The organism is Methylobacterium sp. WSM2598 (genome assembly GCF_000379105.1).
Taxonomy (GTDB): Bacteria; Pseudomonadota; Alphaproteobacteria; order Rhizobiales; family Beijerinckiaceae; genus Methylobacterium.
Map to the genome: position 1 here is coordinate 4,046,446 of NZ_KB900609.1, position 13,446 is coordinate 4,059,891.

Annotated in this window: 13 protein-coding genes and 2 pseudogenes; 12 read left to right on the forward strand and 3 right to left on the reverse strand. The window is 74.4% G+C overall.

Annotated elements, in window-relative coordinates:
* Together MET2598_RS42905 and MET2598_RS42230 are read right to left on the reverse strand one after the other, a co-directional pair.
* Nucleotides 1–277: pseudogene (locus MET2598_RS42905) on the reverse strand (IS30 family transposase); the annotation flags it as partial.
* Between the two features lie 25 nt (nucleotides 278–302).
* Nucleotides 303–1,475 (reverse strand): annotated as a pseudogene (locus tag MET2598_RS42230) (CRISPR-associated endonuclease Cas3''); the annotation flags it as partial.
* 216 nt (nucleotides 1,476–1,691) lie between these two features.
* Between MET2598_RS42230 and MET2598_RS0119375 the strand changes: the two are divergent.
* On the forward strand, nucleotides 1,692–1,895 hold the full coding sequence (locus MET2598_RS0119375) for a hypothetical protein (protein WP_018262010.1): 204 nt from the start codon (nucleotides 1,692–1,694) through the stop codon (nucleotides 1,893–1,895).
* A gap of 13 nt (nucleotides 1,896–1,908) precedes the next feature.
* On the opposite strand, the gene MET2598_RS0119380 is transcribed toward MET2598_RS0119375, so the two are convergent.
* On the reverse strand, nucleotides 1,909–3,177 hold the full coding sequence (locus MET2598_RS0119380) for a glycosyltransferase family 4 protein (RefSeq protein WP_018262011.1): 1,269 nt from the start codon (nucleotides 3,175–3,177) through the stop codon (nucleotides 1,909–1,911).
* Nucleotides 3,178–3,275: 98 nt separating this feature from the next.
* On the opposite strand from MET2598_RS0119380, the gene MET2598_RS0119385 reads away from it, so the two are divergent.
* The 11 genes from MET2598_RS0119385 to kduD all read left to right on the forward strand — a co-directional run bounded on the left by MET2598_RS0119385 (nucleotide 3,276) and on the right by kduD (nucleotide 13,441).
* Nucleotides 3,276–4,541 (forward strand): glycosyltransferase, encoded by a 1,266-nt coding sequence (locus MET2598_RS0119385; protein WP_018262012.1) that lies wholly within the window; start codon nucleotides 3,276–3,278, stop codon nucleotides 4,539–4,541.
* A 73-nt stretch (nucleotides 4,542–4,614) separates the two neighbouring features.
* Nucleotides 4,615–6,030: a DegQ family serine endoprotease gene (locus MET2598_RS0119390; protein WP_012331622.1), complete on the forward strand. Its 1,416-nt coding sequence runs from the start codon at nucleotides 4,615–4,617 to the stop codon at nucleotides 6,028–6,030.
* Between the two features lie 104 nt (nucleotides 6,031–6,134).
* Complete coding sequence (locus tag MET2598_RS0119395; RefSeq protein WP_018262013.1) at nucleotides 6,135–7,007, forward strand: S1C family serine protease; 873 nt, start codon at nucleotides 6,135–6,137, stop codon at nucleotides 7,005–7,007.
* On the forward strand, nucleotides 7,004–7,360 hold the full coding sequence (locus MET2598_RS0119400; RefSeq protein WP_018262014.1) for a response regulator transcription factor: 357 nt from the start codon (nucleotides 7,004–7,006) through the stop codon (nucleotides 7,358–7,360). The genes MET2598_RS0119395 and MET2598_RS0119400 overlap by 4 nt, the downstream gene beginning before the upstream one ends.
* Before the next feature lie 78 nt (nucleotides 7,361–7,438).
* Nucleotides 7,439–8,365 carry an ABC transporter ATP-binding protein gene (locus MET2598_RS0119405; RefSeq protein WP_018262015.1) on the forward strand — a complete coding sequence of 309 codons (927 nt, stop codon included), beginning with the start codon at nucleotides 7,439–7,441 and terminating at the stop codon, nucleotides 8,363–8,365.
* Nucleotides 8,362–9,123, forward strand: a complete 762-nt coding sequence (locus MET2598_RS0119410; RefSeq protein ID WP_012331618.1) for an ABC transporter permease — start codon at nucleotides 8,362–8,364, stop codon at nucleotides 9,121–9,123. Before MET2598_RS0119405 ends, MET2598_RS0119410 begins: the two co-directional genes overlap by 4 nt.
* A gap of 136 nt (nucleotides 9,124–9,259) precedes the next feature.
* Nucleotides 9,260–10,120 carry a helix-turn-helix domain-containing protein gene (locus MET2598_RS0119415; RefSeq protein WP_018262016.1) on the forward strand — a complete coding sequence of 287 codons (861 nt, stop codon included), beginning with the start codon at nucleotides 9,260–9,262 and terminating at the stop codon, nucleotides 10,118–10,120.
* Nucleotides 10,121–10,167: 47 nt separating this feature from the next.
* Complete coding sequence (locus MET2598_RS0119420; RefSeq protein ID WP_018262017.1) at nucleotides 10,168–10,890, forward strand: VOC family protein; 723 nt, start codon at nucleotides 10,168–10,170, stop codon at nucleotides 10,888–10,890.
* 132 nt (nucleotides 10,891–11,022) lie between these two features.
* Entirely contained in the window at nucleotides 11,023–11,790 is a 768-nt protein-coding gene (locus tag MET2598_RS0119425; RefSeq protein WP_012331615.1) for a GntR family transcriptional regulator, read from the forward strand.
* A complete protein-coding gene (gene kduI, locus MET2598_RS0119430; protein ID WP_018262018.1) occupies nucleotides 11,787–12,650 on the forward strand; it encodes a 5-dehydro-4-deoxy-D-glucuronate isomerase in 864 nt (287 codons plus the stop codon). Before MET2598_RS0119425 ends, kduI begins: the two co-directional genes overlap by 4 nt.
* Before the next feature lie 35 nt (nucleotides 12,651–12,685).
* Complete coding sequence (kduD, locus tag MET2598_RS0119435; RefSeq protein ID WP_018262019.1) at nucleotides 12,686–13,441, forward strand: 2-dehydro-3-deoxy-D-gluconate 5-dehydrogenase KduD; 756 nt, start codon at nucleotides 12,686–12,688, stop codon at nucleotides 13,439–13,441.
* Nucleotides 13,442–13,446: the final 5 nt, after the last annotated feature.

Genomic DNA, 13,446 nt, shown 5'->3' on the forward strand with positions numbered 1-13,446 from the left:
GATCGCGATCTCCTCGCTCAGCCAACGACAGGTAGCGCGCAGAAGGCGACTTGGATGATGGTGACAGGTGGGAAGGTGCCATTCCGCCTGCTGTCCGGAACCACCGCGAGCCGACCGGTGGCGAGATCCCGAGCTTCATCGCTGCGACCTCGCTGGAGAGACCCTGCGCGAGGAACGCCCAGAACCCCCGCCGCGTCTCGCGCAGACCGACCCCGGGACGACCCGGTGACCGCAGCTTCTCGCGAAGTGCCCGATCCGAACGCCGCCGACCTGCCATCACAACCGCCCTCCGCCAAGCCGTTGCGACGACCACTTGAATCCACCGCCTGCGCCTCGTCCAGAATGATGACGGAATTCGCGAGGTTGTGCAGCTTGCGGCAGCGCGAGGGCCGGTTCGCGAACAGGCTCTCGAAGAACTGCACGGCCGTCGTCACCACGATGGGCGCGTCCCAGGTCGCGGCGGCGCGCCGCAGGGGGCCGAGGCCGTCGCGCTCGTCGCCGCCATCCTCCGCGAGCCTGCGCGCCAGCGCCTCCTCGTCGAGGTTGGCGTGGTGTTCGAGGATGGCGCCCGGATTGCCGACCGCCGTCCGGATCGCGTCGGCGGTCTGCTCGACGATGGCCGTGAAGGGCGCGACGTGGATCACCCGCCGCTTGCCGTACCGCTCCGCATGGGCGAGCGCGAAGGCGAGCGAGGTCAATGTCTTGCCGCCGCCCGTGGGTACCGTGAGGGTGAAGAGGCCGGGCGTGCAGGTCGCCTTGCCGACGGCGTGCGCGAGGATCTCGGCCCGCAGCGCGTTGATGGCCGTGGGCTTGGCGTCGGCCTGCTTGCAGCGCAGGTGCGCGGTCAGCTGCCGGTCGAGGTCGCGCAGGCGGGTCCTCACCCGGGCGCGAGGCCGCCCGTCCGCCATGAACCGCTCGGTGGCCCGGAAATCCGCATCGACCAAGCACGAGAACAGCATTCGGATCAGGAAGGCCTTCGTGAAGGCGCGCCGCCGCGCCAGGGCGTCGGGACATCGCTCGAACCGCTCGCAGGCGGGAGGCGCGAAGCACCGCTTCGACGCGATCACCTCCGGGGCCGGCGGGATGATCAGCTCCCGCCAGCGGCTCGCGTCGTTCTGCGCCTGCGCGAGCCGGCGCCGCAAAGCCTCGCCGTCGGGAAGGCCGCCATGGTGGCCGGCGATGCAGGCGGCGAGCATGCGGCCGACGACGCGGCCGTAGAGTTCGTCGGCCCGCTGGGCTCCCCAGGTCGAGTGATCGCCGCCCCGCGCGCGCAACGCGCAAAGATAGTCCTGGAATTCCTGGGATGCCTTGCCGGTATCGTGCAGGAGCCCCTGCGCGCGCGCCAGGCCGGCGCAGCCGAAGGCGCGGCCGAAATGGGCAGCGAACCGCCCGGTCCATCGGGCATGCACGGCGAGCGGCTCCCACTCCGCCTCGGGCCGGCCCGGCTTGCTGTGGGCGTACAGCACGGAACTCATGCGCTCTCTCTGCGGCAGTTGCAGGACGAGACTGTCGTGCAACCCCAGGATTCGCGCAAGCCCAGCAGATGCAAGCCCGGCAGATGCAAGCCGCCCGCGGCCGCCCCCCGCCCTCCCCCGCGTGCGCCAGCGCACACGGAATCCCCCGCCCGGCGGCACTCAGGGGCATGGGGCGCGCTCGACGCGATGGCCCGCCCCCGACGCGGAGACGCTCCGATGACCACCCTGACGCACCGCTCCTTCGCCCGCCCCGCCGCCCCCCTCGCCGCGCGCCTGCGCGCGGCGGCCGGCCGGCTCCTCGGCCTCGTCGCCCTGGTGCCCCTCGCCCTCGTCCTGCGCGAGCGCCCCGCCGCCGTGCTGGCGGCGATCCCGGGCGGGCGGGGCCAGCGGGATCTCGGCTTCGGCCTCGGGCGCCGCTGACCGGCGCCCCGGATCAGGCCGCGGGCTGCAGTCGCGCGCCGGGCGCCGGGGCCGCGAGCCCGGCCGCGCGGCGCTGCAGGACGAGGCCGTAGACCTCCTCCAGCCGGGCGCAGTGGCGCTCCAGGGTGAGAGGGGCGGCCCAGTAGCGCCGATGGGCCTCGGCGCCGAGCCGCGCCAGGACCGCCGGATCCTGCAGCCGGGTCAGCCGCGCGGCGAGCGCCGCGGCGTCGCCGGAGGGGAACCAGTAGCCGGTCTCCCCGTCCGCCACCGCCTCGCGGCCCGCGCAGGCGTCGCTCACCACGACCGGGGTGCCGCGCGCCAGCGCCTCGTAGACCGTGAGCGGCTGGCCCTCGTACCAGATGGACGGGAAGACCAGGGCCGAGGCCGCCCGCAGGGCCTCGGCCACCCCGGCGGCGTCGCGCCAGCCCAGCAGCCGCGCCTCCGGGTAGCGGCCGCGCAGGGTCTCGGCCTCCGGCCCGTCCCCGACGAAGACCGCCGGCACCCCCGCGCGGCGCGCCGCCTCCGCGAACAGCAGGACGCCCTTCTCGGTGGAGAGCCGGCCCACATAGGTGAGCGGCCCCGGCGGTCCGGCGGGCTTCGGGCCCGGGTCCGGGACCGCGATCGGGTTGTCGACCCGGTGGAGGGTGAGTCCGGGCGGCAGGTGGGGCGCGACGGCCGTCTCCTGCAGGGCGCTGATCGTCACCACGTCCCGGACGGCCTCCGGCCAGCGCGCCAGCTTCTCCAGCAGCACCTGCCGGGCGAGGCGCATCGCCTTGCGCGGATAGCTGCGCATGTCGCAATTCGTGGCGATGCAGGCGCCCGAGAGCGGCGCGCGGCGGCAGATCGCGTGGCGGCGGTAGTCGTAGAAGCCGCCGTTCGGGCAGACCAGGAAGAACTCGTGCATCGTGTAGAGGGCGGGCAGCCGCGCCCGCCGGATCGCCGCGAAGATCGAGGGCGACAGCGCCTTGGCGAAGGCGTGGACGTGGACGATCGTCCGGCCCGGGTCGCGGCCCGCCAGCAGCCCCGCCAGGGCCCGCGCGGCGGGGCGGTTCCACAGCATCTGCCCGGCGAAGGCGAGCTTCGAGGAGGCCGTGGCGATGTCCGGCTGGTCGAGGCAGGTCACCCGGATCCCGGCGGCGGAGAGGCGCGGATCGACCGGGGCCACCGCCGCGAACACGTCGACCCGGTGGCCGCGCGCGGCGAGCCCGAGGGCGGAGTCGAGCGCGACCTTCGCCTGGCCGCCATTCACGTGGCCGTGGTCGAGGATGAGGACGACGTCCATGGCTCTCGTCTCCGCCGATCGCCCCGTTTACGACCCGGCAGTTGAGCGAGGGTAAAATGCAATCCGGGCCGCCCCGGGGCCGGCCCGGGAGCGCTCCGATGCACGTCGCCATCCTGACGAATTTCTGCCTGCCGCGGGGCGGGGGCGAGAAGGTCGCGATCGAATCCGCCCGCGGGCTGGCCGAGGCGGGCCTCCGCGTGACCTTCCTGCACGGGGTCGAGGGCCCGGCCGACCCGCTCCTCGACCATCCGGGCATCCGCCGGGTCGGCCTCGGGCTCGCCGACGTCTGGGACCAGCCCGCCTGGCGCGGCGCCCGCGACGGGATCTGGAACCGGGCGGCCGCGCGGCGCCTCGCCGCCGCGCTGGCGGCGCTGCGGCCGGACTGCCTCCACCTCCACAACTGGACCCGCAGCCTCTCGCCGGCGGTGCTGCCGGTGCTGGGAGCGAGCGGCGTGCCGGTGGCGGTCACCCTGCACGATTACTTCCTGGTCTGCCCGAACGGCGTCTATTACCGCTTCGACCGCGCCGAGCCCTGCTCCCTCGACCCGCTGGGCGCCCGCTGCCTCGCCGCCGCCTGCGATCCGCAATCGCGGGCGCACAAGGCGGTGCGGGCGGCGCGCGCGGCCGCGACGCGGCTGTCGCTGCGCGGCCTGCGCGACCGGCCGATCGACCTCGTCCACGTCTGCGACGCGAGCCGGGCCCGCCTCGCCCCGATGCTGCTGGAGGGGCCCTTCCGCCACCACCGGATCGACAACCCGGTCCGCGTCGACCCCCATCCCCCCGCCGACCCGGCCCGGGGCGACGCGGTCGCCTTCGTGGGGCGCCTCACCCGCGAGAAGGGGGCGGACCTGGTGGCGGCCGCCGCCCGGGCGGCCGGGATGCCGGCCCTGTTCATCGGCGACGGGCCGCTCGCCGGGGAGCTCGCGGCGATGCCGGGCGCGGAGGTGCTGGGCTGGCGCGCGCCGGGCGAGGTCGAGGCGCTGCTGCGCGCCCGGGCCCGGGCGGTGGTGGCGCCCTCGCGCTGGCTGGAGACCGGGCCGCTCACGGTCTACGAGGCGCTGGCCTGCGGCATCCCGGCGGTGGCCTCGAACCGGGCCGGGGCCGCCGAGCGGATCGTGCCGGGCGAGACCGGCTTCGTCACCCGCCCGGAGGTCGACCTCCTCGCCCGGGTCTTCCACGACCTCGCCGACGACACCCTGGTGCGGCGGATGGGCCGTGCGGCGCATGCGCGCTACTGGGCGGCGCCGACCACGCTCGCCAGCCACGCGGCGGCCTCGGCGCGGCTCTACGCCGCCCTGATCGCGCGCGGCCGCGCGGCCCCGGCGACGGCCAGGGCGCCATCTTTTCAGCGCAGTGCTGTTTAGGGAACATAGGGATGCGCCGCGCCGGGGCCTTCGGGCCCGGCCGGCCCTCGATCCTGTCCCGGAGCCCTGCCCGATGCGCTGTCCGATGCGCCTTGCCCTGGTCGCCGCGCTCGCCCTCGGCCCCGCCGCGGCCCTGGCCGACCCCGCCCCGCCGACCCGCGCCCTGCCCGAGAGCCGCGCGCAGGTGCAGCTCTCCTTCGCGCCGATCGTGCGCAAGGCGGCGCCCTCGGTGGTCAACGTCTACGGCGCCCACGTCGAGAAGCGCTCGGCCAACCGCAACGCCATGGACGAGTTCCTGCGCCGCTTCTTCGGGGAATCCGGCCCCGGCGGCACGCAGGAGCGGGCGCAGCGCTCGCTGGGCTCGGGCGTGATCGTCGACGCCTCCGGGCTGATCGTCACCAACAACCACGTCGTCGAGAACATGAACGAGGTGAAGGTGGCGCTGACCGACCGGCGGGAATTCCCGGCCGAGATCGTGCTGCGCGACCCCCGCACCGACCTCGCGGTCCTGCGCATCAAGGCGCCGGGCGGGATCGCCGCGATGGAGTTCGGCGATTCCGAGGCGCTGCAGGTCGGCGACTTCGTGATCGCCATCGGCAACCCCTTCGGGGTCGGCCAGACGGTGACGCAGGGCATCGTCTCGGCCCTCGCCCGCACGCAGGTGGGCTCGGCCGATTACCAGTTCTTCATCCAGACGGACGCGGCCATCAACCCGGGCAATTCGGGGGGCGCCCTGGTCGACCTGTCGGGCGCGCTGGTCGGCATCAACACGGCGATCTTCTCGCAATCGGGCGGCAGCCACGGCATCGGCTTCGCCATCCCCGCCAGCATGGTGCGGGCGGTGGTGGAGACGGCGCGGGGCGGCGGGCGGATCGTGCGCCGGCCCTGGCTCGGGGCGCGGCTGCAGAACGTGACGCCCGACATCGCCGACAGCGTCGGCCTCGACCACCCGACCGGGGTGCTGGTGGCCGGCATGCTGGGCAAGAGCCCGGCGGAGGAATCCGGCCTCAAGCGCGGCGACGTGATCCTGAGCGTGGACGGCCAGCCGGTCGACGACCCGGAGGCCTTCGGCTACCGCTTCGCCCTCAAGGGCATCAGCGGCGAGACGAAGCTCGCGGTGCTGCGCGGGTCGAACCGCATCACGCTGCCGGTGCGCCTCGCCCCGGCGCCCGAGACGCGCCCGCGCGACACGCTCAAGATCCGCACCCGCTCGCCCTTCCTGGGGGCGACGGCGGTCAACCTCTCGCCGGCCGTCGCCGAGGAGCTGCAGCTCGACCTCCCGGCGGACGGGGTGGTGATCGCCGAGGTCGACGGCGGCAGCATCGCGGCCCGGGCCGGGCTGCAGAAGGGCGACGTGATCGTGGCGGTGAACGGGGCCTCGGTCGCCAGCACCAGGGACCTCGACCGCATCACCCGCAACAGCCTCTCGGCCTGGGAGGTGACGATCAACCGCGGCGGCCAGCAGCTCACCTCGCTGTTCAGCGGCTGAGCCGGCCGCCGAGCCCCTGGCGCGCCGGGACGGGGCCTGCCCACCCGGGCAGGTGCCGCGCGCGCGCCGCGCCCTCACATTCGGGGCCCGACGGGAGCCCCGCCATGACCGACACGCCCACCGCCCTCCAGGCCTTCTCGCAGGATCTCGCGGCGCTCGCCGCCCGCGCCGCGCCGAGCGTCGTCTCGGTCCAGTCCCACCGCCACCGCGCCAGCGGCTTCGTCTGGAAGCCGGGCCTCGTCGTCACGGCCGACGAGGCGCTCGCCGAGGAGGGCGAGATCGCCGTGCGGGCGGGCGACGGCGCGCCCCTCGCCGCCACGCTCCTCGGCCGCGATCCCTCGACCGACGTCGCGCTCCTGCGCATCCCCCGCACGGACCTGCCGGCGGCGGCCCTCGACCCGGTGCCGGTGGTGCCGGGCCAGCTCGCCGTGGCGGTCGGGGCGGCGGAGGGCGCGCCCACGGTGGCGCTCGGCCTCGTCTCGCGGGTGGGGCCGGCCTGGCGCAGCCTGCGCGGGGGCGAGATCGACGTGCGGATCGACCTCGATCTCGGGCTGCGCCGCTCGGGCGAGGGCGGGCTCGCCCTCGATCCCGCGGGCCGGGCGATTGGCATGGTGGTGTTCGGCCCGCGCCGCCGCGCCCTGGTCATCCCGGCCGCGACGATCGGGCGGGTCGCGCCGCTGCTCGAATCCCGCGGGCGCATCCCGCTCGGCTATCTCGGCCTCGGCCTGCAGCCGGTGCGGCTGGAGGACCGCAGCGTCGGGCTGATGGTGATGCAGGTCGAGCCGGACGGGCCGGGCGCGCGGGCGGACCTGCGCCAGGGCGACGTCGTCACGGCCTGGAACGGCGAGCCTTTGCGCGGCCTCTCGGCGCTGCAGGGGGCGCTCGGCCCGGGCAGCGTCGGCAGCGTCGTGACCCTGGCTCTGCGCCGCGGCGGCGCGCCGCTCGACGTCGCCCTCACGATCGGCGAGAGGCCGTGAGCGAGGTCGTCCTCGCCCTCGCCGTGGCGCAGCCGGGCCTCGCGGACCGGCTGGTCGCCCTGCTGGCGGACGTGCCGGGCCTGCGCCTGGCGCGGCCGGGCGAGGCGGCGGACGCGGTGGTGACGCTGCCGCCCGGCGACGGCCCGGCGCCCGATCCCGGGCTGACGCCGCGGGAGATCGAGGTGCTCGGCCTCCTCGCCGAGGGCGCCTCGAACAAGGCCATCGCCCGGCGGCTCGGCATCTCGGTCCACACGGCGAAGTTCCACGTCGGCTCGCTCCTCGACAAGCTCGACGCGACCGGCCGCACGGACGCGGTGGCGCACGCGGCGCGGCGCGGGGTGATCCACCTGTGATCCGCCTCCCGCCCGGCCATGCCCGCCGCGAGGCGATGTGCTAGATCGCGCCCGCCACAGGAGAACCGCCGGAGCGCGATGTCGCCGATCATCTCCATCGCCAACCTGTCGAAGGTCTACGCCTCCGGCTTCCAGGCCCTGCGCTCCATCACCCTCGACATCGGCCGCGGCGAGATCTTCGCGCTGCTCGGGCCGAACGGCGCCGGCAAGACGACGCTGATCGGCATCGTCTGCGGCATCGTCAGCCCCACGGAGGGGCGCGTGACCGTGGGCGGCCACGACATCCTCGCCTCCTACCGCGAGGCCCGCCGGATGATCGGCCTCGTGCCGCAGGAACTCACCACCGACGCCTTCGAGACGGTCTGGGCGACGGTGAGCTTCAGCCGTGGCCTGTTCGGCCTGCCGCCCGACCCCGCCCATGTCGAGCGGGTGCTGAGGGACCTCTCCCTCTGGGAGAAGCGCGACAACCGCATCATGACGCTCTCGGGGGGCATGAAGCGGCGGGTGCTGATCGCCAAGGCGCTGGCGCACGAGCCGCAGGTGCTGTTCCTCGACGAGCCCACCGCCGGGGTGGACGTGGCGCTGCGCCAGGACATGTGGCGCCTCGTGTGGCGGCTGCGCGACCAGGGCGTCACCGTCATCCTGACCACCCACTACATCGAGGAGGCCGAGGAGATGGCCGACCGGGTCGGGGTGATCCGCCGCGGCGAGATCATCCTGGTCGAGGAGAAGGCCGAGCTGATGCGCAAGCTCGGGCGCAAGCAGCTGATCCTGCACCTGCAGACCCGCCTGCCCGCGCTGCCGGACACGCTCTCGGACCACCGCCTCGACCTCTCGGAGGACGGCTGCGCGCTCACCTACACGTATGACAGCCAGGGCGAGCGCACCGGCATCACGGCGCTCCTCACCGACCTGCGCGCCGCCGGCATCCGCTTCCGCGACCTCGAGACCCGCCAGAGCTCGCTCGAGGACATCTTCGTCGGCCTCGTCAAGGATCCCGCATGAACTGGCCCGCGATCCGCGCCATCTACGGTTTCGAGATGGCCCGCACCCGCCGCACGCTGCTGCAGAGCATCGTCGCCCCGGTGATCTCGACCTCGCTCTACTTCGTGGTCTTCGGCGCGGCGATCGGCTCGCGGCTGACCGTGATCGAGGGCGTGCCCTACGGCGCCTTCATCGTGCCGGGGCTGATCATGCTCACGCTGCTGACGCAGAGCATCGCCAACGCCTCCTTCGGCATCTACTTCCCGCGCTTCTCCGGCACCATCTACGAGATCCTCTCGGCGCCGATCTCGCCGATCGAGATCGTCGCCGGCTATGTCGGGGCGGCGGCCTCGAAGTCGATCCTGCTCGGCCTCATCATCCTGGCGACCGCCTCCCTGTTCGTGCCGATCCGCATCGACCACCCGCTCGTCATGGTGCTGTTCCTGCTCCTCACCGCCTTCACCTTCAGCCTGTTCGGCTTCGTGATCGGGCTGTGGGCGGACGGGTTCGAGAAGCTGCAGCTGGTGCCGCTCCTCATCGTCACGCCGCTGACCTTCCTGGGCGGCAGCTTCTACTCGATCGAGATGCTGCCGCCGTTCTGGCGGGCGCTCAGCCTCGTCAACCCGGTCGTGTACCTGATCAGCGGCTTCCGCTGGAGCTTCTACGGCCACGGCGACGTCAGCCTGGGGGTGAGCCTCGCGATGGCGCTGGCCTTCCTGGGGATCTGCCTCGGCCTCGTGACCGTGATGTTCCGCACGGGGTACCGGCTGAAGACGTGAGAGGACCGCGCGCGGCCAAGCGCGCGCGGCCCTCGCGCCTCCGGCGCCCGGCCCGGCCTCCGTCAACGCGCCCGTCGCGAACCCGGGGTAAGCTGCGGCGGTGCCGCGCCCCGCCGCGGCGGGGAGACCGGCCGCCTTGCGCCTGACGATCCTGGCCCTGCCCGCCCCGATCCGCCCGTGGATCCACCAGATGTGGATCTTCGAGAGCCCCTGCGGGCTGCCGGCCTCGGACCTGCGCGTGGTGGTGCCGAACGGGCGCGCCAAGCTGATCGTGCCCTGGCGCAACGGCCTGACCGCCGAGGGCGGCGGGCGGCGCCGCTGCCACGCGGAGGGCGACGCGGTCCTGATCGGCCAGTGGGACGCCCCGACCGTGATCTCCTCCGCGCCGGTCCCCACCGCGTCGATCGGCGTCGAGTTCACGCCGGCCGGCCTGTCCCGCTTCCTCACCCTGCCGCTCGGCGACCTCACGCAGGCGATCGAGCCGGTCGGCAACGTGCTCGGGCGGAGCGGCGACCGGCTGAGGCGCCGGCTCGCCGAGGCGGCGAGCGCCGAGGAGGCCGCCCGCGTCCTGCGCGCCTTCCTGGTCGCGCGCTGCCTCGCCACGGACCGGCGCGGGCCGGGCCTCGCCGACGAGGCGCTGCGCCTGATGGCGGCGAGCGGCTACCGCATGGACGTCGCCACCCTGGAGGCCCGGACGGGCTACTCGCGGCGCCACCTCGCGGCGGTGTTCCGGCGCGATGTCGGCCTCGCGCCCAAGCGCCTCGGCAGCGTGCTCGCCTTCGAGCAGCTCTACCGGGCCTTCAGCCGGCACGGCTCGGCGGAGCGCCTGCGCGACGACGCCCTCGACCGCTTCTGCGACCAGTCGCACTTCATCCGGCAGTTCCGGCGCTTCGCCGGGATCGCGCCGGGCCGCTTCGCCGAACTCGGCAACGAGTTCGGGCGGATCTTCTACCGGGCGCCCGAGGGCGGCCCCGCTTCCCAAACGTCCAATCCCTGAGGCCGGCGCCCCGGCATGATCCCGGCGTTTCCCACGAGGACGCCGCGATGAACCACCTCTCGAACTGGATCGAGATCCCCGTCGCCGACATGGCCCGCGCCCGCGCCTTCTACGAGGGCCTGCTGGAGACGCGCCTGGTCGAATTCTCCTGCGGGCCCCTGACCTGCGCGATGGTCCCGACCCGGGACCGCCGCAACCGCGGCGCCCTGGTGCAGGGCGCGGGCTACGCGCCGTCGTCGGACGGGGCGCTGATCTACCTCGACGCCGGCGGCCGCCTCGACGCCGCGGCGCGGCGGATCGCCCCGCTCGGCGGCACGATCCTCACCCCCAGAACGCGCCTGTCCGAGGAGGCGGGCGAAGTGGTGATCTTCCGCGATCCGGAGGGCAATCGCCTCGGGCTGCATTCCCCCGTGGCGCCCCGCCGCGAGGGCCCGGTCACGGACGCGGCCCTGCAGGGGCTGCTGCGGGGCCGGGCCCCGGGCCTCGCCTTCCTGATCACCCGCGGTCCCCGCTACGACGACCCCGCGACGGCGCCGCTGCAATGGGAGCACGCCCGCGCCATGACCACGCTCCTGCGCGACGGCCCGCTCACCCACGTGACCGCGCTCGTGGACGGCGCCGAGGTGCTCGGCTTCGGCCTCATCGACGTCGCCACCCGGGAGGAGGCGGAGGCCGTGCTGGCCGCCGATCCGGGCGTGGCGGGCGGGCGGCTCGCCGTCACGCTGCTCACCGCCCTGTCCTTCACCCCGGACGACGTCGCCGCGTCCTGACCGGGGCACGCGTAACCGGGGAACGGAGCCGCTCCGGCGGGCTTGCAAATCTAATATATCAGTTTAAGGTCCGGTCCCAGGGAGCCCTCCGGGACCGGCGCGGCAAGCGGCGGCGGGCGAGGGATGGAGCCGATGCCGCGCGATCCGACCTCACCGCTGCGCAAGGCGCGCAACCGCTTGCCGAGCGCCCCGCGCCCGGCCCGCGCGCCCTCGGCCGCCGCGGTGATCCGCCAGGACCTGCGCGCCGCCATCGCGTCGCTCTCCCTGCTGCCGGGCCAGCCGATCAACGAGAAGGCGATCGCCGCCCGCTACGGCGTGAGCCGCACGCCGGTCCACGAGGCGGTGCTGCGCCTCGCCGACGAGGGCCTGGTCGAGATCTTCCCGCAGGCGGGCACCTACGTGGCCCGCATCCCCTATCGCGACCTGCCCGAGGTGATCGTGATCCGCCGGGCGCTGGAGGAGGCGAGCGCGCGGCTCGCCGCCGAGCAGGCCCGCGCGCCCGACCTCGCCGCCCTCGACCGGCTGATGATCACCATGACCGAGGCGGCGGCGGCCGAGGACCGCGAGACCTTCCACCAGCGCGACGAGGAGTTCCACGCCGCGATCGCCCAGGCCGCCGGCTATCCGGGCCTGTGGCGGCTGACGCAGCAGGTGAAGATCCAGGTCGACCGCTTCCGCCGCCTCACCCTGCCGCAGCCGGGGCGCCTCGCCCGCGTCCTCGACGAGCACGCGGCCGTGCGCGACGCGATCCGGGACCGCGATCCCGCCCGGGCCGGCGCCGCCATGAGCGCGCATCTCGACGGCCTGCTCGCCGATCTCGGCGGCATCGCCGGGCTCAACCCCGACTTCTTCGACATGTCCGCCGGCGCGACGCCCCCGGATTCCGCGGAGCCTGCATGACCCTCCCCACGACGCCCTCCGACGCCGCGATCGAGATCCGCCAGGTCGCCCACCCGGAGGCGGTGCGCGGCTTCGATACCGAGACCCTGCGCCGCCACTTCCTGATCGAGCGGCTCTTCACCGAGGGCGAGGTGCGGCTGACCTACAGCCACATCGACCGGCTCGTGGTCGGCGGCGCGATGCCCGGGGCGAGCCCCCTCCCCCTCCCGGCCCCGCGGGCGCTCGGCACCGAGTCGTTCCTGGCCCGGCGCGAACTCGGCACGATCAATGTCGGCGGCCCCGGCCTGGTGCGCGTCGGCGGCCGCGGCCACGAGGTCGGCCCGCGCGACGCCCTCTACGTCGGACGCGGCGCGGGCGAGGTCGCGTTCGAGAGCCTCGACCCGGCGCGTCCGGCGAAGTTCTACCTCGTCAGCACCCCGGCCCACGCCCCGCATCCGACCGCGCTCATCCCCCAGGACCGCGCCCGCACGATGCAGGTCGGCGACCAGGCGACCAGCAACCGGCGCACGATCCGCCAGTACATCCTGCCGGGCCTCTGCGAGTCCTGCCAGCTCGTGATGGGCCTGACCCAGCTCGAACCCGGCAGCACCTGGAACACCATGCCGTGCCACACGCATGACCGGCGCTCCGAGGTCTACCTCTACTTCGACCTCGCGGCCGAGGCGCGGGTCTTCCACCTGATGGGCGAGCCGCACGAGACCCGCCACCTCGTGGTGGCGGACGGGCAGGCGATCCTGTCGCCGGGCTGGTCGATCCATTCGGGGGTCGGCACCAGCCACTACGCCTTCATCTGGGCGATGGGCGGCGACAACCAGGATTACACGGACATGGACATGGTCGCGATGGACGACCTGCGCTGAGGGGACGGGCCGTGACGCATCGCATGACGCATCGCATGACGCATCCCTTCGACCTCACCGGCCGCCGGGCCGTGGTGACCGGCGCCAATACCGGCCTCGGCCAGGGCATCGCGGTCGCGCTCGCCGCGGCCGGCGCCGACATCGTGGCGGTCGGCCGCTCGGACATGGGCGAGACGCGCGAGGCGATCGCGGCGACGGGCCGAAGCGTCCGGGTCGTCCGGGCCGACCTCGCCAGCCTCGAGCCCGTCCCCCGCATCGTCGCGGAGGCGAGCGAGGAGGGCCGGGTCGACATCCTGGTCAACAATGCCGGCACGATCCGGCGCGCCGCCGCCCTCGACTTCACGCAGGAGGAGTGGGACGCGGTCCTCGACGTGAACCTGAAGGCGGTGTTCTTCCTGTCGCAGGGCTTCGCCCGCCGCATGCGCGACGACGGCCAGGGCGGCAAGATCATCCACGTCGCCTCGATGATGTCGTTCCAGGGCGGCATCCGCATCGCCTCCTACACGGCGGCCAAGAGCGGGCTCGCCGGGCTCACCCGCCTGATGGCGAACGAGTGGGCGCCGCTCGGCATCAACGTCAACGCGATCGCCCCCGGCTACTTCGCCACCAGCAACACGGCGCCGCTGCGGGCCGACCCGGAGCGCAACGGCCAGATCCTCGCCCGCATCCCGGCCGCGCGCTGGGGCGAGCCGCGGGATCTCGGCGGCGCGGCGGTCTTCCTCGCCTCGCGGGCGGCGGATTACGTGCACGGCATCCTGCTGCCGGTCGACGGCGGCTGGCTCGCGCGCTGAGGAGC

Bases quoted from the DNA above. Each gene is read 5' to 3' on its own strand.
- MET2598_RS0119425 (WP_012331615.1), top strand. From the start codon at position 11,023: ATGCCGCGCGATCCGACCTCACCGCTGCGCAAGGCGCGCAACCGCTTG.
- kduI (WP_018262018.1), top strand. From the start codon at position 11,787: ATGACCCTCCCCACGACGCCCTCCGACGCCGCGATCGAGATCCGCCAG.
- MET2598_RS0119405 (WP_018262015.1), top strand. From the start codon at position 7,439: ATGTCGCCGATCATCTCCATCGCCAACCTGTCGAAGGTCTACGCCTCC.
- MET2598_RS0119410 (WP_012331618.1), top strand. From the start codon at position 8,362: ATGAACTGGCCCGCGATCCGCGCCATCTACGGTTTCGAGATGGCCCGC.
- MET2598_RS0119380 (WP_018262011.1), bottom strand. From the start codon at position 3,177: ATGGACGTCGTCCTCATCCTCGACCACGGCCACGTGAATGGCGGCCAG.
- MET2598_RS0119375 (WP_018262010.1), top strand. From the start codon at position 1,692: ATGACCACCCTGACGCACCGCTCCTTCGCCCGCCCCGCCGCCCCCCTC.
- kduD (WP_018262019.1), top strand. From the start codon at position 12,686: ATGACGCATCCCTTCGACCTCACCGGCCGCCGGGCCGTGGTGACCGGC.
- MET2598_RS0119420 (WP_018262017.1), top strand. From the start codon at position 10,168: ATGAACCACCTCTCGAACTGGATCGAGATCCCCGTCGCCGACATGGCC.
- MET2598_RS0119395 (WP_018262013.1), top strand. From the start codon at position 6,135: ATGACCGACACGCCCACCGCCCTCCAGGCCTTCTCGCAGGATCTCGCG.
- MET2598_RS0119385 (WP_018262012.1), top strand. From the start codon at position 3,276: ATGCACGTCGCCATCCTGACGAATTTCTGCCTGCCGCGGGGCGGGGGC.
- MET2598_RS0119390 (WP_012331622.1), top strand. From the start codon at position 4,615: ATGCGCTGTCCGATGCGCCTTGCCCTGGTCGCCGCGCTCGCCCTCGGC.